The sequence below is a fragment of the Chitinophagales bacterium genome (genome assembly GCA_017303415.1).
Classification (GTDB): domain Bacteria; phylum Bacteroidota; class Bacteroidia; order Chitinophagales; family Chitinophagaceae; genus SpSt-398.
Window position 1 is genome coordinate 90,582 of the sequence record JAFLBJ010000001.1, and the last position, 23,718, is coordinate 114,299.

Here is a 23,718-nt window from a genome sequence, read left to right on the forward strand (position 1 = left end):
AAAATAATTGTGATAAATTTTATTTTTACTCACATTCAATCCGATGCCCAATTCTCAAAATATGGCCATCTGGGTCTTCCACATACATTTCTCTCATATGCCATTCCTGGTTAACTGGTGCTTCTACGATTTTGGCGCCATTTGCTTTTACTTTCTCATAATATTCATCCACATTATCTACGATTATAGTCATCCAGGTACCAGGATGCCCTTGCCCATTTAAACAAAAGAAAATCTCGACATCGTTTTTTACAACGCCTCCAAAGTCAGTAGGCTCTCCCCATACCCAGCTTTGCTCAAACTCTAATACTTCGATATAATATTGGATACTTCTTTTTATATCTGAAGAAAAAAGTATCGGGTTTGATTTAATAAATTTCATATTCTCAAAATAATTTAATACTAAATTAATTCCCCGGCGCCTGCATCTGACGCTTTTTATCAGGTAGAATACAATCGCTAATTTAATAATGCAAAACTTCACATAAACTTCAGATTCCCTCTTCGGGCATTCAACTTTATTTGATATTTCCCTTTCAGGAAAGGGTAAAAAGCCTGTTTGAAATTATATTCACCTTTCTTAAAATACATTTTTCAGTTTTTTGTGCTGCCATTGTTTGTCAGTATCGACATAAATAATCCTGCAATACTAATGGCAAATGCAAGAAATTTTCCAGCTAAAACTATGTTCACCGAAACTCCCGAAGGGTCAGGAAGGTTTCGATTTGAAAACTGAAAAAACAAGCTTGAATATATCAATCCGGTTGCAAAGCCCCATGCTGCTGCCAGAAATCGTTGTCCATTTCCCGAACGATAAGTTTTCCAAACGCCCCAAAGAAGAAAGCTACCCATAATTATATCATCAAACCACGCAAAGAAGTACTGTAAGTCGGTAAGTTGATGCCAGCGTCTTGCCAATTCAAGTGGGATGCAGGTAACACCTATCATCATAGCCAACACGCAGCTAATTTTTAATGTACCTGGAAAAGCTGATTTGTTCTTTTTCGCTGTCATTTTGAAATAGTATTCCCCCTTTCTTTAAAAATCATTTTTTTTCTTTTGCCTTTTTATACGCTTCTAAACATGTTGCCAGTGGCTTTCCTTTATTGTGAATACAGTCACAAAATACTTCACAAGCCTTGGGATTTTCGCTTCCGGGGCAACCGTTCCAGCATTCGGCAGGTTGGTTGCCAGGCCTGATTTCATACATACTATTGTTCAAAACCACCACAACGGCAAGTGCTGCTATTACACCACCGAAAAAAAGAAATGGAAACTTGGTGCTTTTTGCTTCTGCAATTTTTCCTTCTTTTTGTTGCCTCTGAAATAATATTTTCAATCGGTCATAATCCCAACATAATAAAAATATATTGGCTAATAACATAAATGTTGCTGCACGGGTACCTTCGAACCGAACAGCGTATGTCAGCACACAAATGTTAAGTATAATTGGGAAACTGCTAACGGCACCAATGAGCGCTGTTCTTGGAACGATTAACAATAGGGCAACGATTAACTGCCCAATCCCAATAAATGTATAATAATACCCGGTATTGAGTAAGGCGTCAAAGTATTGTCCCAGTGGATGATTATGAGATAAGCCTTCGGCAAAGCGTTCACCTTTAATTTTTATATAGCCGGAAATAATCCATGCAATTGCCAATGCCAAACGGCAAAAAACGGCGAAGTAACCATACCATTTGTTACCCTTTGCTTCATTATAATATCGCTCGAGTTTATTAAACATAGTAATTTAAATTGCATTTCAGCTTTACAAACGACACCTCAATTATAATTCAAAAATATTGACAGCAGCGATTAGGTTTACTCTCAATGCAAATTGTTTTCTCCTATCCTTCGCTTCCTATTGTCCTGACAGGCGCCTCCCGGATTTCCTTTTTTCCAAATTTGTAGTTGAATGCAATACGGAAAAAACGGCGGATTTGCCTTGCATCGGAGATGATTCTGACAGCTTCATTATCTGTAAACTCCCTGATGGTTTGAAAAGGCATGAATATATTATCAATCCGAATATTGAGAGCATACTTACCTTCTCTGAATGTTTTATTGACCATGAACACATAATACCTTGTTCCGGTTGTTGTACCCTGAAAATCTATGCGCCTTGTGTTGAGGCTCGTTGAGGCGTTCAGCAGCAATGTTGGTGTAAGTTTATAATTCATATTAATAAATGCATTCAATACCCAGCCTGAACGCTGCTGACCCGTAAAACCATTGCGGTATTCTATGCGTCGTAGTGTATAGTTATTATTTATAGAGAGTTTCTTGCCCCGGAAGGTGAATTGTGCAAAAATACCTGCAGCATTATTCCTGGATACATTTTGATAGGTTCGTCCTACTACACCATTTCCTTTTGTGAGTGCCACATATTCAATACTACGGTTGGTCTGGTAGAAAAATAAATTGGTATTGATAAGCCACTTATTTTTATTGTATGTATAAGTAAGGTCGTAATTATTGCTGATGGCAGGGTCAAGATAAGGGTTACCATATGATAGGTTAAGAGAATCAATATAGCTTACAACCGGGTTGAGAGCACTGAGATAAGGCCGCATAATTTTACGGGAGTAGGCGAATGTAAAAGTATTGGCTTTGTTGCTGTGGCTTATTAACAGATTTGGCAGGAAATTTTTATAGTCGGCTATTTTTAATGATGTGTCTAAAGTCTGGATTGACAATAAGGTATGTTCATACCTTGCACCAACTCTTGCTTTCCATTCTCCCAAACTGAAAGAATAACTGCTGTAGGCGGATAGTATATCCCTTGGAAAATAAAATTCCTCGTAACGTCCCTGGTCAGGAATAAACAAACTGTGATTACGGAAACGCCGGAAAGCACCTTTGATACCTGTCTCCAATTTATTATCGCTTTTAAATTTCTCCGTGTAATCAATCTGAAAAGCGGTTTCTTTATTACTAGTACTGTTATCATTGCTTTCCTTATAGGAACGTTGCAGCAGCATATAATCATTATGTATCTGTTGCGTGAAATAATATCCCAATAATACTAATTCACTTCTCTTGTCTTTTGATTTTTTAGTATATGCCCCGTTGAAATTATAGTTCCATCTTGAAAAATCATTATAAATATCCCTGCGGTATTGATCTGTTATATTACCGCCACTATAGATACTATAATCAATTGCTGTTTTAACTACATCACTGAAATTACCATAACGCATACCTATAGTGGCAGTAGTAAGGCTATCTACGATCTTTGTGATAGTGGTGCCTGCCACCATGTTGCGCCCTTTGTTATTTGTAAGCTGGTATTGGTCAAGATCATAACCGCCAGTTTTGTCTATACGGCGGCGGTTGATAATCGTTTCGTTGCTGGAGCCATAAAAACCGGCATCTGCATTGATTAGCCATTTATTCTTGCGGATATTAATAGTTGGCACAATATGCCCGCCTCTTGTACCTATGAAGGCATTGATATTTCCTGAGCTGCCATCTGACAATCGTTTCTTAGTAAAAATATTAATCACACCATCCACCCCTTCTCCTTCATATCTTGCTGATGGCTGCGTGATAATTTCGACTCTTGCAATATTATCGGCACTTACCAACCGCAAGGCTTCAGCAGGAGTAGCTGCATAATTTTCAGAAGCCTGACCATCAATGAATATTTTGATGCGGGTGCTTCCTCGCATGGAAGGAATGCCGGTATGATCTACCTGTAAACCAGGCAATTTGCGGAGCAGGTCACCGGCTGTTTCTCCGGCCATCTGCACATCTCTTGTAGCATCGTATAAAAAACCATCATTCAACGCTGTTACTAATGGCCGCTGTGCAGTAACTATTACCTCCTGCAAATTCCTATTTACTTGCGACATGGGGATTGTAATATTCAGGCTGTCCTTTAGACTAACGTTTATTTCAGTTGGGAAATAACCGCTAGCAGTACTTTGCAATTGGTAGCTCCCCCACTTAAATTGTGAGAACCTGAAATATCCGTTGCTATCGGCAATAGTTGTACGAAGCAATTGTCTGCCTTGCCATAGCCGGATAGTGGTATAACTTAAACCTTTTGCAGTTGCAGAATCGATCACCTTACCTGACAGTTGAGCCTTTAGTAACTGTCCGGTGAGTAGGAAAAGCAAAAGGAAGACTATTCGCATACGGCAATATTTTCCATATAAGAAAAAATCGGGAATTATAAAAAGAGTTCAACTCATTTACTTTTCTTTTGTAAATAATCGTTCACCCTGTGGCCGCTTAATAATCATTTGCTTTTTCGCTACATCGAATTCCACTGTAACTCCGGGACCTATGGTGAATTTATTGGTAGCTGTCGCTTCAAGCGGTATTGGAGTTGTGCCATTCTCAATGGAAATTGTTGTACCTGTTTTGATAACCGTCATCTTTGCAGGCGTACCAGCTACTACATAGACACCAACATATTGGTCAAGAACCTCCGAACTTATGTGTAATGCTTCAAAAGTTGGTACTTGATAAGGTCTGTTCCAATAGATGTCAAATACACCGGCCACAATATCTTTTACCGGGTATATTTTTGCATTGGTGGTATAAGCCATTGCTAATTTTTCTATGGGCTCATATGCCAACCATGCTCCGGAAACATTGCTTCCACCTGTATGGCCGTAAAGCGTTTTACCGGCGAATGTAAAGGGTTCCATTCCCATACCTTCTCCGTCACGTATTGTTTTCATCTGCTCAAGACTGCTTTTAGAAATAAGTTTAAGGTCGAATAGGGCCTGTATAAATTGTACCATATCTGATGGTGTAGAGACGATGGCACCTGCGCCAGCCGGAACGCTGAAATTTATCTCAGGTACTTCTTTCCATGTACCCATATACAGGTAAGAAAGGCTTTCGTTATTATCGGGGTTTGTATTAGCAACACCCATATAGGTGTTCTTTAGGCCTATCTTAGAAATGATTCGTTCTTTTAATGCTTCCTGGTACGGTTTTCCTCCTGCTTTTTCTACAATATACCCCAATAGAACATATCCTGTATTGCTATATGAATGTTGACTATCAGGCTCAAAATTTGGTTTGCCTTTTGCAATTGCGGTAATTACTTCCTCATGTGTTCTTGTCTCCATTCTCCAGCCTCCATCTACATTGAGTTCGGGAATTCCACTTCGGTGTGAGAGGATATGGGCAATAGTAATTTTATTGGCATTAGGAATCTGTGGAAAGTATTTATCTAAATAATCGTTTAGCTTTAATTTCCCTTCTTCCATTAGCTGAAAGATCATTACAGCGGTATAGGTCTTTGTTATGGAGCCGATGCGGTATTTTGTATCATCGGTCAGAGGTTTCCTGAGTGTTTCTGTAATTTGGCTATAGCCGAAAGAACGGTTGTAAAGCACTTTACCATCTTTGGCGATAGTAATGCTACCCATACCTTTGTTCTTTTCGAGGAGGCGGTCAAACAATTGGTCGAGCTTTGTTTTGTCTATAGATTGTGAGTACCCTTTGCTAAAAATGGACAGGCAGAATAATATTGCCAGTGTGGTTATTATTTTTGTAATTGTTTTCATGATGCTTTGAAATAAGTATTGTGTTACCGTATCTATTCGCTTAAATATTTGGTAGTTGATTTACTCCAGACATTCCCTATAACCGATAGCGGAATATTGTGACCCGGCTAACATTTATATTTTTTTAAGAGTTATTATTTTATTGAAAACATAATAAAGAACTAATGCTATTGCAGTCCAGTATAAAGCAAATGCGAAGAACAAAATTGGTGGTGCCGGATCTGGATCTTTGGCCAAAAAAGACAGAGGCCCTATCAAAACAAACTTTATTGGATATAAAATTGTAGCTAAGGTGTTTTTCCAGCCTATTGCTGATTCGGTTCCCGGGAACCATTCCCCGTTTCCGGGAAAGAGCCGAACCTCTGACCCCAAAAGGGAATTTGAGATAAATTGGAAGGCAAACGCCGAAATGAGGAAGAGAAAAATGAACTTTATTTTTGAAATCTTCATACTGTGAACTTTTTTAATTTTTAAAATAACTTTACTGCACAGTTGTGGCATTCTTTTTTCTAATAGTATCCTGTACATATCCGCCCACATAAGCCATAATTACTCCAAAGGCAATTGCAGATATTGCTACTATTCCTGGCGCCAGTTCATCTGATGGTGGCACATTTGCAATAAACAGGAGTTTAAATAACAAGAGAAACCCTCCGGCGCCTGAAATGAAACCCATGGCTTTACCTAATTTGTTTTGCATGATTGAAAATGTTTAATTACCTAATTTTAAAAATCAAAAGTCTGTTGGTATTTTTTATTATTCAACTTAAATTGATAAAATGGGTATGAGGAATGATAATCACTTAAAACAGGCATATTTCTGTCCAGAAAGCCTGAATACCGATTGAAAAGAAAGGAATATCCTTTAAAATAGAGAAGCACTTTTTAATAGATTAAATTTGCCCTATCACTCAAATTATATAGTCACTTGCAAAGAGATATCCACAGAAAGATTTACTTTCACGTCGCATCATGGATAAGTTTCTTCCTTATTATTATTTTTTCAGCCGATGAGTTGGACAGGGTATTTATATTAAAAAGTTTATCCAATGTAGTTCCGGCTTTCTTCCTTTTTTATAGTCTTACAATATGGGTTTTCCCATTCTACCTCGGTAAGCATATTAATTTAAAAACAGTCATTATCACATCTGCCTTATCCATTGCTGCGGTTTTTTTAAGACCACTCTTTATAAGAGTATTTGCAATTGATTTGTACTGGCCTGTTGACCGCATTACCTTTTGGGTGCAGTTTCGTTATAATATCTTATTTGTTGGTGTTGCTTTTGCCTATCATTATGCTTCGGAAGTTATTAAGAGTGAACAAAGCAAAAGATTGCTAGAAAAGGAAAGTGCGGATGCCAAACTTACTTTGCTTAAAAACCAAATCAATCCACATTTTTTATACAACGCTTTGAGTTTATTGTATTCTAAAACATTACCGCTATCCGAAGATGTAGCCACATTGGTAGGCAAAATATCTGAAATTCTCAGGTATTCATTAGATGAGCCCCTAGATGAAGAAGGAATGGTGCCTATTGACAAAGAAATAGCCCATATTCAAAATTATATTGACATTCAATCACTCCGCTTCAGCAATAAAACGAATGTGAATTTTGGAGTAAAAGGGGATGTGAGCCAGGTGAAAATTGTTCCAATGTTGTTGATTACATTTGTGGAAAATTCTTTTAAACATGGTGATCTGAAAGCCCCAATCAATTTTCAATTAAATGTAGAAAACGGCATCGAGTTTATAACCGAGAATAAAATAGGCAGTATAAACAAAGACGAATCAAATGGAATTGGCCTGGAAAATGTAAAAAAGCGGCTTGAATTAGTATACCCAAATAAGTATTTTTTAAGAATCTCGGAGTCTGAAAACACCTTTCGTATTCATTTAAAAATAGCTGCACAATGATATTAAAATGTATAATAGTGGACGATGAACGGCATGCTATTGATATTTTAATAGCTCATATTGCCAAAGTACCACAACTTGAAATAAAACTGGCAACTACAAATCCGGTTGAAGCCTGTACTTATATTCAATTGAATCATATTGACTTGATTTTTTTAGATATTCAAATGCCGGGGCTTACAGGTTTGCAATTCCTGAGCCTGCTCAATGAAAAAACAAAAGTAATTCTCACCACTGCTTACCGGGAATATGCCTTAGATGGCTACGAACACAATGTGGTCGATTATTTGTTGAAGCCTGTGCTTTTTCCAAGGTTTTTGAAGGCAGTAAGTCGCATTATTGAAAATGAAAGTGGAACAGTACATACATTTAAATCTGAAAAGGAATTCATTTTTGTAAAAACAGGGATAAGGAATAAACTCGTAAAAGTTGATTTTGAAAAAATCTTATATGTTGAAAGTATGGGAAACTATATAAATTTTGTGCTGGAAGATTCCAAAGTCACAACATTAATGACTCTTAAAGAAGTGGAAAAAGAACTACCTAAAAATCAGTTTATACGAATCCATCAATCGTATGTGGTTGCCAAGAAAAATATACTTGGCAGGGAAGGCAATCAAATTTTAATACAAAACAGAAATCTTCCCATTGGTGAAACGTATAAAAAAAATGTACATGATTTTTTTATGTAGTTATGCCTGCTTCTAATCGAAAAATATTCTTTGCATTCTCATTCAAATGTCGAGAGTGAATAAGAATTTTCTCCTCCATTACAAAGTACTTTTTCTCGGAATATATGAAGGCAGGTCGGTTTATACTTTGACAAAAGAAAAAGACATAACGGTCAACGAAAAACCGAGTGAATCTTATTTGGGAACAATAGGAAATGGGATACAAAGTATTTTCAATATTGGTAATACCACCATGTGCGAGTATTTTATAACGAAAAAAGGTGCTGAGGGAAATTATACCCAGGAACAATTGAATAAGCTTTTTATCTAACCGACGAATGAATTCAGCAGCTATTTACAAATCAGATTACCCTAATCAGGTTCATCATCTGAATATCTTTATATCACAGCACTACCATTTGCTTAAAGATGGCTCTATTGTATGGCAAAAAAAGCCTTTTGATGTGAAATGGCCAGACTTTAAAAATTCAACCAAAAAAATTTGATATCTTTCATGATCACTTTAGCAACTGATTTTATGCCGAATTGCACCCGGTGGAGAATGCGCCAAAAGTTCAAGAATTCCTCTACAATGCCTGGCGGAAAAAGAATGACTACGAGTTTTGGGGAGCGCCGGCTTATCTCATGATACCTGCGGCGACTCAAAAGCAATTTCTTTCCCTCGACAATTTCTTTGTTAATACAGACAAGGTAAAACAGATTGTACCCGGTAGCGGATTTCAAACGGGGCTGACATCAGTTCGGCAACGGTAACGTTTGCTGCAAGCGAACGGCTGACAGTGAAAATTGAACTGAAAAATTTAGTAGAAACAGAAAAGAAATAGCTATAATTTCAATAACGGTTCTCTTCCTCCCGCTTTTTTATTTGCAGCAAGGTTACGAATATTATACACGAACGAAAGTTCTGCATAACGACCTAGCACATTAGTCTGCAGATCGATAAGCTGGTTCTGCGATGTTGTTCGGCTCACGCCATTGTTACTGCGCAGCATATCATAAACGTGAAAGCGAACCATGCCTGCTTGTTTCGGTAACATTAGAAATGTTAGTCCCGCATTCCAGTATAAACCGCTTTTCGGTATGCCAGGAGCCACTTCGCTATTATAGCGGTACAGAGCATTCGTTTCCCAGACTATGTTTTTGGGAAAACGGATTATTAGTTCATTGTCGAGTATATGAGTTAGCACCTGCAAGTTGGTGAAATAAGAATTGGTATAATTTGTTCTGGTCATTCTAACACTATACATCGGCCTGAATTCAATTAAATCTTTCCAGTTTAATCCAACACTGGCAGAAGGGCCGATCTGGAATGTGGTAACATTACCCGAAGTATTGTTGACGTATAGTTTTCGCCTTTCCAGGTTTACATTTGTTTGAATTCTGAAATTTATTTGAACATCCTGCGTTTTATATTCTTTACCAATACCAGCGCCACTATTGAAAACCAAATTGCCATCTGTATTAACAGGCTTGATTTCCTGCAATCCGTCGCTCTTTATGATACGGTCTAACACGACATCATTATTCAGGAATTCCAGGTTCGTGAAATAATTATAATTGATGCGGCTCGACGTCCGATAAACAGTGTTATTGAACCGTATAGAATGTCGCTTTGTCGGACGAAGATTAGTATTACCAAAGATGATCTGGAATGGATTGGTGCTGTCCGCAACAGGTATCTGATAGCCAATTGAAGGCAAAGAAACAGAAGCGGCATATTGTAGAGAGAAGCGTTTTCGGGTAACCAAAATTTCGGGGAGTAGTGCTGTTATTGTTGACTGTTGTGATGGATGACGTTTGCCGAAACTATTAGTGATTGGTTGCCATAAGCCTCCCAAAGCTCCCATTATCATTAATTGTTTGTGTTTCCATGAAAAGGAAATCGATGGATTTATCTTGAATTGTTCTCTGGAAGTCATGCTGCTTTTTGCTATGTTCAGTTGGTTATAGTGGGAACCATTTTTATCAAAAAAGTCAAGGAAACGTTTTTCATTATTGTACTCTAAAAAGGCATTGACCCGAAACGACCAGGCTTCGGACACTGCATTGGTAAAATTTGCGTTGAAATTGGTGAGCAGGTTTTGCTGATTGTTTGCTGCAAGCTGGTTGAACTGTTTACTTTGATAATAAGGGATAAAATATTCGTTGAACATTTCAGTTGTGATTTCCTGGTTACTCTTTCTTGTTGTAAGAAAACTGGATACATTCAAAACCTTGCCTTTCGCCGAAAATTGACGAGTGAGAAAGATGTTTTGCGTATATGCTTTTACATCAGGTCTGTTCAATCGTATTCCGTCTCCTTTGCTGATGTTTCCCGACTTATTTGTTGTTATATCCAACATAACAGCTCCATCTTCCTGTGCAGCAAGTTGCGAATATCCTGCCCGTAACGATAAAGTGGTGAGTGGATTTAGTTTCAAATTAGCACCGGCGCTAACGCCATGGGATGCTGCCGACTTTTTGGTGGAGGAAAATGAATTGGAATTTATGATAGTATCGGAAAGGTATTCATTCAGAATACGCCTTTCTTCAAGTGTATTATCAAGCAGGCCACCCAGGTACTGAACAAAAAAAGATTTATTTTTCGTAGGCGCATGATTAAGATTAATACCACCACCTGTTGTTTTTGAAATACCATTTTCTGTTCCGCCAAAAGAAAGCCCGTTGATGGCAAAGCCGCCTATACCTGCACGCTGGTTTACGGTTGTTGTGGTGATGCCGCTCCTGTTAAAGCCGCCAATGTCCTGCACTTCATTGAATGTAAAACTGCTTCTGTTTACATTGTTGCTGAAACCCACAAGGCTGAGTTGAAGGGTATCACGATAAACACTGGCGATACCTCCTGCTTCATATCTTTCAGATGTGCCAACGCCTGCATACAGTTTGCCGAACCAACCTTTCTTTATACTCTTTTTCAAGGTCAGGTTAATTACCTGTCCCGTATTGGTCAGGTTTCCTGTGATGTTTCGTTCTATCTCTTCCTTATCGTCCATCACCTGCACTTTATCAATCACATCTGCAGGCAGATTGCGTGTTGCCATCGCAAGATTATTCCCGAAAAATGCTTTCCCATCAATCAGTATACGGTTAGCTGCCCGACCGTTTACCATTATGTTTCCTTGTCTGTCTATTTCAACGCCAGGCATTTTTTTCAGCAGATCTTCCAGCAATGCATTTGGCAATGTGCGGAAAGAAGAAGCATTAAATTCGATAGTATCATTACGAATGATTACAGGCGGCCTTTCTGCAGTAACCAATACTTCATTTAAACTTTTTACATCGGCAGCAAGGCTGATGGTGCCAAGTTCTAATACTTCGCCTTCCCTCAAACTAAAGTTTTGGCGATAGACCGCATAGCCGGAGAAACTGATAATTATCCTGAGATATAGCCCAGCAGGAAGTTTTGTAATACGAAAATCTCCATGATCTCCCGTTAGTTTATAGGTAACAAGACTAGTGTCTTCGGCTGAGAAAACAGATACTGTAGCAAACGTAAGCGGTTTTTGGGAAAGCGAGTCAACCACTTTACCTGCAACAGCACCATTGTTTTGCTGCCCGTAAGATGTTAGAGCCAATGCTAAAGGGATGAAGAATAAAAGCCATTTCATTTGTGAAAATTTGTTGTATTAGTAATATATTTTACAGCAGGCAAGGCGAGGCCTGGTCCTGTATCGGACATTTTTATAATCATCATTGTAATGGTTGAGAAATAATTGTCAGGCGTGCTTATTCCGCGATAGCAAATAGCATATAAAGGAGGAAAGCCCTGTAAAAACGATTACAGACAGTAAGATGCATTCCTTGGTTTCTCCGGGAATATTAAGCCAGCCAGCTATAAGAATTCCTGAGAGTATCCCCAGTGCAATACCCAACAACATAATACCTGCATATAAAAATGATTTTCCGGTTTTTTTTTGCGTGGCTACATCTACCAAGGCAGGGTCCAATCCTTTTTCTATCATTGCTTTTCTTTCCTTGAATTGAAAATATTGCCGCAAGCAAAGCAACAATGTTATTGCGATGATTAGTGTAATAATTATCAGGGAAGATTCCATATTTTATAATTTTGCGTTCATATCATTTGACAGGAAGTTATTTCCAAAGGTTACATTTTCAGTATCGGGAAGCATGTAACCAAACGGGAAGCGTTCTTGTCTAATAAGCACATGGACAAACAGAACGATGAAGCAATCGTCCTTTCTGTATTGAAAGGAAATGTGACAGATTTCCGTCACCTGGTAGACCGGCATAGCAACCTGGCCTATCGTACTGCCTTTTCCGTTTGCCAAAGCCATGAAGATGCGCAGGAGATTACACAAGATGCCTTTATAAAAGCATTTTTATCTCTTGCCAGTTTCCAGCGAAAATCTAAATTCTCAACGTGGTTGTTTCGCATTGTATATTATACAGCCCTTAACCATTTAGAAAAAACAAAGAGTTACAAAAAATCGGTAAATCTTTATGGGTCTGAATATGACTTTGATGAACTGGCTGATTTTACTATACCCGGTCAGTTAACCCAACGTGAAGAGCAGGAAAAATTTGTACATGAAGCGCTTACACAATTAAATCCGGATGACCGCCTTGCACTTTCTTTATTCTACATGGAGGAGAAGCAGCAAAAGGAAATTTCGCAACTTACAGGATGGAGTCTGTCAGCAGTAAAAGTTAGAATATTCCGTGCCCGTAATAAACTGCAGGAAGTACTTGAAAAACTATTAGTAAATGAAAAAGGAATATTGCCATGAACAAAAAACAAGTAGAAGACAATATCATGCAGCGTGTTGGAGTGTTGGCTGAAAAAAGAAAGGCAAACAATGCCCGGGAAAATATCGTGATGTTATCGTATGTTATTTCTCTCGTCGGGGTGTTGGCACTGATGATATATCTTTTCAAAAAAGAAAAGTTAGAAGGATTGGTGACTATCTTTCGCATAAAAAGCATAGCTGAACTTACGTTGAATTGGGAGCCTTATTTACCATTTCTTATTGGTGCAGCCTGTTTATCTTTATTGGCTTTTATTGGATATGGAATAAGAGCGGTAACAGATAAGCCAGCAGCCAACATTGGCATTGCCAATAGTGGGGCTTGACATTGGAGCAATCAACAGCGGTAATTCTGCCGTACTTAGGTTCGGGGTTTGATGAATAAAGCCCAGCCTTAGTTCTTAATATTTAAATTTAGCAAAAAGCCAGGCAGCAGTTCCGGCAGACGACTATAAAATTCCCCACCATCGGCAATACCTGGCCGGTATATCCGTTTTTTTACAGGAACCTATAAGGATTGCAAAACCATCCATGATTTTCAGGAGCGTGTTGAACTCATCAACAGGCAGCTCAATTCGTTTCCGAAACGGGAATCTAAGGTTTCCGACTTAGAGAAAAATGGATTAATAATAAAAAGGCAATTTTGGACCCGGGAGAGACCGAAAGATTTTTCAGTTTTTTCGATGCCTTCTCCACCAGTACGTCTGCGGCGAATGGATGAGAATCAATAAGTAAGTGATGTTCCTCCACAGGAAATTCACATGATCATTACCGGGCTTCATAGTTTTACAAAAAATTAAACAATGGCAAAAGCAATTAAGCCTGCTGATAACAGTGCCAATCAGCAAAACGGCAACAAAGGCACACCCGGTACGAACAAGCAATATTCCCAAAACCAGGGTAACAGGGGACATCAAATGAATCCTAAACCAGCCGGGAAAAAAGGAAAATAGTCTTGCGTTCCTTGTTTGGTACGTTGTAGTCGTTCCGAATCTGGAGGCCCAAACGCTTTCCGGGTTCGGAACGACCGTATTATAATCGAACATAATCGTATCATTTCGTATCAATTTATTTGGAAATGTCGGATCAGGGTCGGATATTTGCGTATCATTTCGTATCATTAAATTATGAATCCGCAGATATACACCTTCAAGCTTGCCCCTGATTGGAAGCTCATTAATCAGCTCAGCGTTATAGACCGTTTTGGCGGCTCCTGGTCAGGTATTGAGCGTCGGGAAGGGCAAACCCTACGTCAACTCAAGTCCATTGCTACGGTCAGGAGTATCGGCGCCTCCACTCGTATAGAAGGGTCGAAAATGACCGATGATGAGGTCGAAGCACTGATCAGGAATCTGGAGATTTCGAAGCTGGAAGAGCGGGATCAGCAAGAGGTGGCCGGGTATTTTGAGGCGCTCGACCTGGTTTCCGAATCTTACCGGGATATTGAGATCACGGGAGGCAACCTGAAAAATCTGCACAATCTCCTACTGAAATATAGCGAGAAGGATGCCTGGCATAAAGGAGGCTATAAACAGGTTAGCAATGAAGTAGAGGCCACCAACCCGGATGACAGCAAATACACAATTTTCAAAACCACCGAACCCGGACTGGCAACAGAAGAAGCCATGCGCAACCTGCTTGAATGGTATAAGACCGACACGGAAGCACACCCATTGGTGAGAGCAGCAACGTTTGTTTATGACTTTTTAAGCATACACCCCTTTCAAGATGGCAATGGCCGGTTGAGCCGCTTGCTCGCAACACTGCTTTTGCTCAGGCAGGGATATTCATGGATTGAGTATGTCAGCTTTGAACATGAAATTGAAAGCCGGAAATCAGAATATTATCGTGTTTTGATGAATTGCCAACGGCAAAGGCCGGGAGAAGATATTCATGATTGGGTACTTTTCTTTTTGGATTGCCTCGCCAATATCCAGGGGTTGTTGATGAAAAAACTGGATACACAAAATGTCGCTTCGAGGATGTCGCCCAGGGAAAGAAAAATCTATCAGTTTATAGACAATCATCCCGGAGCCAAATCAGGTGAGATTGCTGAAAAGCTCGACATTCCTTTACCTACTATTAAAAGGCTGTTATCGGATATGGTGGCATCTAAACTTTTGCAAAAGCATGGCACAGGAGCAGGAACCAACTATTCGATAGATGAAGTAGTAACAGTTAAAAAGGATCTGCTTATGAAATTTACTGATGCTGAACGCAGCAAGGAGTTTTTATTGAAAAATGATAGCTCTTTTATCAATATAAAGAAGATCATTCTTTCTCCAAAATTTGAATGGGTGAAACCTGATGAGTGGGCAGCTAAACTCATTCAGGACGGTTTATACATGCAGGTAACAATCACCACCAATAAGGGAAGTATTTTCAAGCAGCCTTATACGCTTTCAGGATTTAATAACCCGTACCTGTTTCAGCCGGTATTTACATTGTCGCAACCTATTAGCATCCCAAAATCCCTGACATCTGATGACCTGTATGAGGTTCATTACCCTCTGAAAGTAACTTTGGAGTTATTGGGTTCTGTTGAGCAGTTTAGTTTTGATGTGTTGGTGGTTTATGATGAGGGGTAGTAAAAATTTTTGAAAAGTAAATTAGCGCCGATTATCTTAAATATCTCTTGGTATTAATTTAGTAGTCCCGACAGGAATCGAACCTGTATCAAAAGTTTAGGAAACTTCTATTCTATCCATTGAACTACGGGACCAAGGGCCGCAAAAATACCCCATTCTTCCCTATCTTTCAACAAAAACCAACCACCATGAAAAGATGGTTATCCCTTGTCACCCTGGGGCTGCTGGCCTCGGGAACACAGGCACAACAGGCTAAAACCCGATTGAACCATACCGCTATCTATGTGACCAACCTGGAAAAAAGCGCGGCCTTCTACCGGGATATCATTGGACTGGATACCATTCCCGAACCTTTTCATGACGGAAAACATGTGTGGCTGAGCACCGGCCCGGGTAGTGCCTTGCATATCATCTCCGGCGCCCCGGGACCGAAAGAATACTACAAAAGCCAACATACCTGCTACTCGGTGCCTTCGATAGAGGTCGTCGTGGAAAAATTGAAAAAAGCTGGGCTAAACTGGGAAGATTGGGACGGAAAACCGAATACGATTACCACGAGGGTGGATGGGGTGAAACAACTGTGGTTGCAGGACCCGGATGGGTATTGGGTAGAGGTTAATACAGACAGACCAGGATTTTAGGATGGAAGGATTATCTGGATTGATTGTCCCGATTTATTCAATAATTGATCTGCGGATTCCTAGAAAATCGCATAATCCTGAAAATCCCCCAATCAAGGTTAAAATCCTGGTCGTATTTTCGCGCCATGAAGTTTTATAATCTCTTAATCAAATACCGCCTCCAACTGGGTATCCTCCTGATCGTATTTGGTGGCGTAACGAACTATTTTTCAGGGTTTTGGCCTGCTTTTCCCTTGTATTTTGTAGGGCTGATCCTGGTACTGGGCCATTTCTTCTTCGGACCACTCCGCCTGATCCAGGAACACCTGGAATCGGGTGATATCGAAGCCGCTGAAAAGGTGATCGGTAGCATCAAATTCCCCAACCTGCTGTATAAACCCATTCGCTCCGTCTATTACACCCTCAAAGGGAACCTGGCCATGATGAAGCAGGATTTTGAAGGGGCAGAAAAGCACATGAAAAAGGGACTCTCGCTCGGCATGCCGATGAAGGAAGCGGAAGGGGCAAGTCTGCTGCAAATGGGACTACTCTCCATGCAAAAAAATGACCTGAAACAGGCGGAAAGTTATATCCGCAATGCCATCCGGGCGGGTCTGCCGGATAAAGAGAACGAAGCCACAGCCTATCTGCAAATGTGCAGCCTGATGATGAACAAACGGGAATTCAGGGCGGCAAAAGACTTTTTCCGGAAAGCCAAAGCATTAAAACCTACCACCCCACAGATCGTGGATCAGATCAAACAGATCGAGAAGTATATTACAAGGATGCCTGGATAATTGGTTAACCACAGAGCCACAGAGGCGCAGAGAATTAATATTCTCTGCGCCTCTGTGGCTTTGTGGTTTCAATCTTTCAATTAATTCAGTTTCTCAAAATGCATGTCGAGCTTCTTCTCCTTCCGGTAGTAATCCACTATCAGCACCTGACCCTGCTTGCCCGGCAATATGAGGGAACGGGAAGCATCTGACTTGGTATTGATCTTGTCGGTAGTGATCTTGCCTTCATAATAACTGATCGAATTGAAGGTACCCCCACGATAACCTTTCTCCCGCACAAAATCTGAATAACATACACTAAAGGCGGTCTTGTCTTTGTTTACCTGGGTATAAGCATAGTCAAAACCACCATAGGTGTACTTGATCATCTTACCCAACAATGGAGTGCTGACAAAATCGTACCCGCTTTGCAACTCTATGCCATTGGAATTTTTGTCGTATATCTTCGCTTCTTTAACATTAAAATCCTTGTCAAACTTAATAAAGATCATATCGGTGATCCTGATCTTGGTGGTACTCAGACGACTATTACCACCACCCAAAATAGTACTGGCAATACCAAGTGCACTGGCCACTTTCTTATATCCTTCGCCAATGGCGTATATGCTGCCATCTTCTACCTGAACAATATTATGAAGAAACATATACCCAATCTCATCGATCTTTCCTTTGGAATTTACATCCAGGAATTTCCCCAGGTCAAGACTCCAAGAGCAATACTTCTCCGACTCGATCTTGCCGGTAGCACTCACCTTCCAGAAACCAAATCCTTTCGACTTGGCCTTCATGATATTGTCATTCAGATCAAAAAACTCACCATAGATATAAGCCTCTCCTTCATTCAATACCGACATGGTGGATGGGTAGAAACGATATTTTGAATCGGTGGATATTTCAAATAACTTCTTCCCGTTCTCCAGTGAAAGGCCAATGATCGTTGACTCGGGTCTTTGATCAAGCGCCCCTGAATATTTCAGCACCTCGATATACACCACTCCGTTACTATACCCCAGATAGTCGCCTACAAACTTCTTGGCATCCTCTGTGGGAATATAGGTCCACTGCTTCTTCTTATCACTACTGAAAAAATCGATCTGAAAAGTATAGTCACGGTCCTCCCGGCTGGGCATATTGGATATAAAGCCAAGGCCATCTATCGGATAAAGCCCTTTGAAGTTGTTCTCATCATTGTTGTTGACAAAATAGGTTGCCGCCAGGTAGCGCTTCTCTTTATTGGTTAGCTGGCGCATATAATTAAACTTCTTTTTGCCGTCCGCTCCGTAAACCTGGTAATCAAGCGTTTTGTCCTCTTTATTGTAAAAAAGAAAAATCAGATCGGTGCCATTAAAAGACGACTCCAGCATGTTCACCCGCTTATCATCCACAAACTTGACCTCTTTCAGCTTTTTCAAATTATCATCCGTAATCTGAAGGGTGTACTCATAGTTCTGCTTATCCACTTTATCACTGGCATAAAAGAAATAATATCCCTTTACCTCGCTTCCCTCTTTAATGGCATCCGTGTTTCGAATATTAATCTTGTACACATTTTCAATAGCGGACAATTGGGCCTTGGCGGAATTCATACCGAACAGGGCCAATAAAAAAATGGCAAATATTCCCTTTTTCATGTTGTGCTTTTTATTTATTGAGATCACTCTCTTTTTTAAATTCGTAAAGTCGTTTTAATTCAGTCTTGAAGGCCGGTATATCCTTCATCTGTTCATAATATTTTTTACAGAATGCTGTATTGAGCGCCAGTATCTCGTCTAATTTGATCCGGCCAATCATTCGAAGCAGATTATTGTAGGTGGATGGATAGGTTTTGTCCTCGGTATCCACCTTTAACCCGAGTTTATGTACCTTCTGATTCAGATAGACATCATTCCAGGCCCTGACAATAGTATAAATGGCCGTTTTGTTATCCTGTTCCTTTCCCAGCAGTAGCAAGGCATAATAGAGGTTCCTGCCTAACTGATCATTCCGGTAACACCCTTCCATGATCTCGTAATAAAGGTCATGATGCAATTGGTGAAAATAAACAGAATCGACCAGAAAGGTTTTCCCATTCCCAGGATATTTTGCCAGCAGGGGCTCCAGTTGACTGATCCGTACCATGCAATCCGGATGTGTTTTGAGGGAATCCTCCTCCTTTTTCACCTTGACATCCACCTCCTCCGTCATCTCGCCAAAGATCACAGACTCTTTCTGTGTCCATCGCTTTTTGAATGCATAATCTGGCAGATTGAATACTTTTTCTACCATTGCCCCGGAGGGGTCAAGGAACAGGGTGTCATCCACCTTATCAAGTAATAAAAGGGTTTGCCGGGCTGCTCCCGGATCATATCCGGCCTTGATCATCAGGTCGATCGCAAAAGCATCCGCCTGGCTTTCTTTATCACGTCCATGACGACGGGTATTGAAGGTGAGTTGTTTGACAAACTTCTCAAACTCGCGGTTCACGCCATACTCCTGAGCCTTTATTCGCTTCAGTTCTGCCTTGAAAGCATCACTGTTCACGGTTTCCACAATCTTACGTATGGCTTCCGGTGTATGTTTCAGGTAATAATGCGCGATCTCATGACCCAGCACGAAGACCAGTTCAGCTTCCGATTGCATGTAATACACTAGTCCGGCATTCAGCGCCAGGGTACCATCGCCCATGCTGACGGCATTGGGCCACCAATCGCGGGAAAAAACAACCCGCAAATCAAGCCCTTTCAGGGCAGGTTCGGCACTGGCCAGTTTATCTACCAGTTTTTGCAGGTATTCATAGGACAATTTTTCCGTAACCGGGCTTGCGCTTTTCCAGAATTTCTCGATTTCGGTAAACTGATCTTTATAAATGCGTTTGTAATCCTCCGCATAGGTCTTGCCTGCACCATTGATGGCGGCCTCTTTTTTTACAAGTGATTCGTTGAGTAATAGTTGACGCTTAACCGAATCATCTTCAAGAAAGGAATGAAGAGTTTGCCCCTTAGAAAGAAGTGGAGTCAGAAACAGGAGGAGGCTGATAATTTCGAGCCTTATTTTCATGATAATCGGTTCGGGGGCAAAACTAATACTTCTTTTTGAGAGATTTTAGCGCCTTGGCGATTAAACCCAATTACCCGAATATCTCCTCCACCCGCTTCACCCGATAGGCAAAAATATCCTCCAACTGCTTCCGTATAAATAAACGATTGGCCCAATCCCCAATAAACCCAAGGGGAATTTTATAATGCACAATATCCGTCATTTCCACCCCACCCGGTACTTCCCTGAAATGATGCTGATGATGCCAGAGGGAATAAGGCCCAAAACGCTGTTCATCCACAAAATAAGTCCGGTCCCGTACATGCGTGATCTCGGTCATCCAGTACATGGAGATGCCCCCCAAAGGGCTTACCTTGTATTCAATAATTTGCCCCGGATACATGGTATCCCCATGGTGCCGGGAAATGATCCGGAAATTCATTCGGGCCGGGGTAATGGATTGTAAATTTGCAGGGTTGGAAAAAAAGGCCCAGGCCACATCGAGGGTGATGGGAATGAACTGGGTTGTCTTGAGATTGTACGTGGCCATATTTTTTGATTTCGCAGATTACACCAATAACTATAACCAGGAGAAATTGTTTAGATGTACCAAAAAGAAAAGCTGGAAGCAAAATTCAAGGAGGAATACCAGAAGCTGAACCCGCAGCAACGTGTTGCCGTGGATGCCATTGAAGGCCCGGTGATGGTGATCGCAGGGCCGGGTACGGGAAAGACACAGATCCTGGCCAGCCGGATCGGTAAGATACTGCTGGATACAGATGCGCGTCCGGAGAATATTCTCTGCCTTACCTATACCGAAGCCGGGGTAGTGGCCATGCGCAAAAGATTGCTCCAGTTCATTGGACCTGACTCATACAAAGTAACCATCTCTACCTTTCATGGTTTTTGCAATGATGTGATTCAGGAAAACCTCAACCTTTTTGAAAAAACGGCCCTCGATCCTATTTCGGACCTGGAGAAAGCAGCTATGTTCAAAGAGCTGATCGATAGCCTGCCCAAAAACAATCCCCTGAAACGTTACCGGGGCGATGTATATTTTGAGGCCACCCGCCTTCAGAAATTATTCAGTGATATGAAGCGGGAGGGTTGGACACCGGCCTTTATGCTGGAACGAATTGATGAATATATCAGCTCCCTGCCCACCCGGGATGAATTTATATATAAGCGAAAATACAAGGAGTTCAATCCCGGCGACCCCAAGCAACACCTGATTGATGAGGCGAAAGAAAAAATGGAGACCCTGAAAGCCGCTATCCGGGAATTTGACCGCTTTCAGGAACTGATGCGGAAAAAGAACCGCTATGACTTTGATGATATGATCAACTGGGTGATCCGCGCCTTTGAAACGAATAAGAACCTGCTGGCGAATTATCAGGAACAATACCAGTATATCCTGGTGGATGAGTACCAGGATACCAGTGGTACACAAAACCGGATCGTACAACTGCTGATCAATTACTGGGATAAACCCGATGTGTTTGTGGTAGGGGATGACGACCAGAGTATCTACCGTTTTCAGGGTGCCAACGTGGAGAATATGCTTGATTTTGCGCAGCAATACCGCGAAGCGCTGAGCACGGTGGTCCTCACCAATAACTACCGCTCCACGCAACCGATCCTGAATGTTTCCAAAAACCTGATCGAGCGGAATGAAGAACGATTAGTGAAAAAGATCGATGGGTTGAGCAAGGACCTGCTTTCTGCCAACGAAAAGATCCGGGAATTGACCCATACCCCTCTCTTATTTGAATATCAAAAAATAAGGGACGAAATGATCGGGATCACACTACAGGTGGAAAAACTGGTGAAATCAGGGGTAAACCCGGGGCGTATCGGTATCATTTACCGGGAGAATAAATACGGGGATGAGCTATCGGCTTTTTTGCGTCAAAAGGGCATTCCGGTGTACACCAAGCGCAGCCAGAATCTATTTGAGATACCCCTGGCCAGAAAGATCCTCAACATGCTCCGCTACCTTGCCGCGGAACATGATACGCCCTACGGTGGCGATGAGTTGCTTTTTGAGATCCTCCATTATCATTGGTTTGGGATCGCCCCGATCGAGATCGCGAAGCTGAGTATTGAAGTATCTGAAAAGAAATTTTCTGAAGACCCTACTTCCATTCGCCGTTTATTAAGTGAAAAAGCAGGACAACCGGGTCGTGACCTTTTTACCCCGGGATTATCGGAACCACTCAGGAATGCAAGCGCCGTTTTGGAAAAATTGATCGGTGCCGTTTCCAATATCACGCTGCAACAGTTGTTTGAAGAATTGATACGCAGCACGGGATTGTTGCAAAAGGTTGTGGAAAGTCCGAATAAACATGAGGACCTGGAAGTGATCTCGGCACTGTTTGATTTCATACAGGAAGAAAACCGGAGAGCACCGCGCATGACCCTTCTCGATCTGGTACAACTGACCGACCTGATGGAGAAGGAAGAACTTCGCCTGCCCCTGCCCCGGGTGAGTGGCAGTGATAAAGGCGTGAACCTGATGACGGCTCATGGTTCCAAGGGACTTGAATTTGAGCATGTCTTTGTGGTGGGGGTCAATGCAAAAAGCTGGGATAAAAAGAAAGGGGGCAACCGGGATTTCTCACTGCCTGATACACTCTTCTCTTCGCAACCCAAACAATCCGATGAAGAAGAACAAAGACGGTTATTCTATGTGGCCCTGACCCGTGCCGAACAGCATCTCTATATCTCCTATTCCCTTTTTAAAAATGACGGAAAAGAACAGGAACCTTCCCGTTTCATTGCGGAAATGCTGGAAGGGCATACCCTGCCTGTGGAAAAAGTGGTGATCGATGAAGCGGTGGAAGATGAGTTCGCGCTCCTGCGCTTCTCCGATGCCCCTCCACCGGAATGGGAACAGGCCGATGAAGATGTCGTGGGTCGTATGCTGGATAAGTTTACCATGAACGTTACCGCCCTGAACAATTATCTGAACTGTCCGCTGGAATTTTATTTTCGCAACCTGATCCGTATTCCCTCTCCCAAAAATGAGAATACCGAGTTTGGTTCAGCCGTCCACTATGCGCTGGAACAACTCTTTCGGAAAATGCAGGATGATGGAAAAGACAGTTTTCCTCCCGTACAGGCCTTTGTGGCCGATTTCGATTGGTATATGCACCGCCACCGTGAGAGTTTTACCCAGGAACAGTTTGACCGCCGCATCGAATACGGGCATCAGATACTCCCGGCCTATTATGAAAAATACAGTGGTAGTTGGAACAAGATCGTGGCCATTGAACGAAATATCCGAAATGTGGTGGTTAAAGGAGTACCGCTGAAGGGGAAACTGGACAAACTAGAATTTGATGGCAAGTCAGTGAATGTGGTGGATTATAAGACGGGCAACCCCGACAACGCGAAAGATAAATTACAACCCCCGAACGATAAATCACCCAACGGAGGTGACTATTGGCGACAAGCGGTTTTTTATAAAATCCTGGTGGACCACTACGAGAGTAAGGACTGGAAGGTAGTGAGCACTGAATTTGACTTTATTGAGCCGGATAAAAAGAAACAATACCGGAGGGAGAAATTAGTAATCACCCCCGCGGATATCACCACGGTGACCCAACAGATCGTAGAGACCTGGGAGAAGATTCAAAACCGGGACTTCTATACCGGGTGTGGGAAGGAGGATTGCCATTGGTGTGGGTTCGTGAGGGAAGTAGGTTGATTTCACGGAGAACACGGATGGCGGTTATATTGTTTTCTTAAAATGGGGGAATCCCTGCTAATTGAGTGGGCCATTCTGTAAGTTT

22 protein-coding genes and 1 tRNA gene are annotated in these 23,718 nt (G+C 41.3%); 10 read left to right on the forward strand and 13 right to left on the reverse strand.

The features are described from left to right. Positions 1 to 25: 25 nt before the first annotated feature. The 7 genes from J0M30_00370 to J0M30_00400 all read right to left on the reverse strand — a co-directional run bounded on the left by J0M30_00370 (position 26) and on the right by J0M30_00400 (position 6,231). Positions 26 to 382: a VOC family protein gene (locus tag J0M30_00370; GenBank protein MBN8665922.1), complete on the reverse strand. Its 357-nt coding sequence runs from the start codon at positions 380 to 382 to the stop codon at positions 26 to 28. A 212-nt stretch (positions 383 to 594) separates the two neighbouring features. Beyond that, positions 595 to 1,014 carry a hypothetical protein gene (locus J0M30_00375; GenBank protein ID MBN8665923.1) on the reverse strand — a complete coding sequence of 140 codons (420 nt, stop codon included), beginning with the start codon at positions 1,012 to 1,014 and terminating at the stop codon, positions 595 to 597. Between the two features lie 31 nt (positions 1,015 to 1,045). Then, complete coding sequence (locus tag J0M30_00380; protein ID MBN8665924.1) at positions 1,046 to 1,747, reverse strand: hypothetical protein; 702 nt, start codon at positions 1,745 to 1,747, stop codon at positions 1,046 to 1,048. A gap of 103 nt (positions 1,748 to 1,850) precedes the next feature. After that, entirely contained in the window at positions 1,851 to 4,142 is a 2,292-nt protein-coding gene (locus J0M30_00385) for a TonB-dependent receptor (protein MBN8665925.1), read from the reverse strand. Positions 4,143 to 4,199: 57 nt separating this feature from the next. Continuing rightward, positions 4,200 to 5,531: a beta-lactamase family protein gene (locus tag J0M30_00390; protein MBN8665926.1), complete on the reverse strand. Its 1,332-nt coding sequence runs from the start codon at positions 5,529 to 5,531 to the stop codon at positions 4,200 to 4,202. 114 nt (positions 5,532 to 5,645) lie between these two features. Then, positions 5,646 to 5,981, reverse strand: coding sequence for a hypothetical protein (locus tag J0M30_00395; GenBank protein ID MBN8665927.1), 336 nt, complete (start codon positions 5,979 to 5,981; stop codon positions 5,646 to 5,648). A 31-nt stretch (positions 5,982 to 6,012) separates the two neighbouring features. Further along, positions 6,013 to 6,231, reverse strand: coding sequence for a hypothetical protein (locus tag J0M30_00400; protein MBN8665928.1), 219 nt, complete (start codon positions 6,229 to 6,231; stop codon positions 6,013 to 6,015). Positions 6,232 to 6,459: 228 nt separating this feature from the next. Between J0M30_00400 and J0M30_00405 the strand changes: the two genes are divergently transcribed. The 3 genes from J0M30_00405 to J0M30_00415 are packed head-to-tail and all read left to right on the forward strand — an operon-like array spanning position 6,460 to position 8,448. Beyond that, positions 6,460 to 7,446, forward strand: coding sequence for a histidine kinase (locus tag J0M30_00405; protein MBN8665929.1), 987 nt, complete (start codon positions 6,460 to 6,462; stop codon positions 7,444 to 7,446). A 17-nt stretch (positions 7,447 to 7,463) separates the two neighbouring features. Next, positions 7,464 to 8,138: a response regulator transcription factor gene (locus J0M30_00410; protein ID MBN8665930.1), complete on the forward strand. Its 675-nt coding sequence runs from the start codon at positions 7,464 to 7,466 to the stop codon at positions 8,136 to 8,138. A 55-nt stretch (positions 8,139 to 8,193) separates the two neighbouring features. Continuing rightward, positions 8,194 to 8,448 carry a hypothetical protein gene (locus tag J0M30_00415; GenBank protein ID MBN8665931.1) on the forward strand — a complete coding sequence of 85 codons (255 nt, stop codon included), beginning with the start codon at positions 8,194 to 8,196 and terminating at the stop codon, positions 8,446 to 8,448. Between the two features lie 514 nt (positions 8,449 to 8,962). Here J0M30_00415 and J0M30_00420 read toward each other — a convergent pair. Continuing rightward, entirely contained in the window at positions 8,963 to 11,746 is a 2,784-nt protein-coding gene (locus J0M30_00420; protein ID MBN8665932.1) for a carboxypeptidase regulatory-like domain-containing protein, read from the reverse strand. A gap of 108 nt (positions 11,747 to 11,854) precedes the next feature. Then, a complete protein-coding gene (locus J0M30_00425; GenBank protein ID MBN8665933.1) occupies positions 11,855 to 12,193 on the reverse strand; it encodes a hypothetical protein in 339 nt (112 codons plus the stop codon). A gap of 111 nt (positions 12,194 to 12,304) precedes the next feature. Here J0M30_00425 and J0M30_00430 point away from each other — a divergent pair, with 111 nt between their 5' ends. The 4 genes from J0M30_00430 to J0M30_00445 all read left to right on the forward strand — a co-directional run bounded on the left by J0M30_00430 (position 12,305) and on the right by J0M30_00445 (position 15,492). Beyond that, entirely contained in the window at positions 12,305 to 12,886 is a 582-nt protein-coding gene (locus J0M30_00430) for an RNA polymerase sigma factor (protein MBN8665934.1), read from the forward strand. Continuing rightward, entirely contained in the window at positions 12,883 to 13,230 is a 348-nt protein-coding gene (locus tag J0M30_00435) for a hypothetical protein (protein ID MBN8665935.1), read from the forward strand. The genes J0M30_00430 and J0M30_00435 overlap by 4 nt, the downstream gene beginning before the upstream one ends. Before the next feature lie 477 nt (positions 13,231 to 13,707). Then, entirely contained in the window at positions 13,708 to 13,857 is a 150-nt protein-coding gene (locus J0M30_00440; GenBank protein MBN8665936.1) for a hypothetical protein, read from the forward strand. Positions 13,858 to 14,031: 174 nt separating this feature from the next. Further along, positions 14,032 to 15,492, forward strand: a complete 1,461-nt coding sequence (locus tag J0M30_00445) for a Fic family protein (GenBank protein MBN8665937.1) — start codon at positions 14,032 to 14,034, stop codon at positions 15,490 to 15,492. Between the two features lie 62 nt (positions 15,493 to 15,554). On the opposite strand, the gene J0M30_00450 is transcribed toward J0M30_00445, so the two are convergent. Continuing rightward, positions 15,555 to 15,626: transfer RNA gene (locus J0M30_00450), tRNA-Arg, on the reverse strand. A gap of 54 nt (positions 15,627 to 15,680) precedes the next feature. Here J0M30_00450 and J0M30_00455 point away from each other — a divergent pair. Beyond that, a complete protein-coding gene (locus J0M30_00455; protein ID MBN8665938.1) occupies positions 15,681 to 16,133 on the forward strand; it encodes a VOC family protein in 453 nt (150 codons plus the stop codon). Positions 16,134 to 16,258: 125 nt separating this feature from the next. Beyond that, positions 16,259 to 16,909 carry a hypothetical protein gene (locus J0M30_00460; GenBank protein ID MBN8665939.1) on the forward strand — a complete coding sequence of 217 codons (651 nt, stop codon included), beginning with the start codon at positions 16,259 to 16,261 and terminating at the stop codon, positions 16,907 to 16,909. Positions 16,910 to 16,989: 80 nt separating this feature from the next. Here the strand turns inward: J0M30_00460 and J0M30_00465 are convergent, their stop codons facing one another. The 3 genes from J0M30_00465 to J0M30_00475 form a co-directional block, all read right to left on the reverse strand. Further along, positions 16,990 to 18,540 (reverse strand): hypothetical protein, encoded by a 1,551-nt coding sequence (locus J0M30_00465; GenBank protein ID MBN8665940.1) that lies wholly within the window; start codon positions 18,538 to 18,540, stop codon positions 16,990 to 16,992. 10 nt (positions 18,541 to 18,550) lie between these two features. Beyond that, positions 18,551 to 19,945, reverse strand: a complete 1,395-nt coding sequence (locus J0M30_00470; GenBank protein ID MBN8665941.1) for a M48 family metallopeptidase — start codon at positions 19,943 to 19,945, stop codon at positions 18,551 to 18,553. A 70-nt stretch (positions 19,946 to 20,015) separates the two neighbouring features. Beyond that, a complete protein-coding gene (locus tag J0M30_00475; protein MBN8665942.1) occupies positions 20,016 to 20,474 on the reverse strand; it encodes an SRPBCC family protein in 459 nt (152 codons plus the stop codon). Positions 20,475 to 20,528: 54 nt separating this feature from the next. Here J0M30_00475 and J0M30_00480 point away from each other — a divergent pair, with 54 nt between their 5' ends. Then, positions 20,529 to 23,633, forward strand: coding sequence for an ATP-dependent helicase (locus tag J0M30_00480; GenBank protein MBN8665943.1), 3,105 nt, complete (start codon positions 20,529 to 20,531; stop codon positions 23,631 to 23,633). Positions 23,634 to 23,718: the final 85 nt, after the last annotated feature.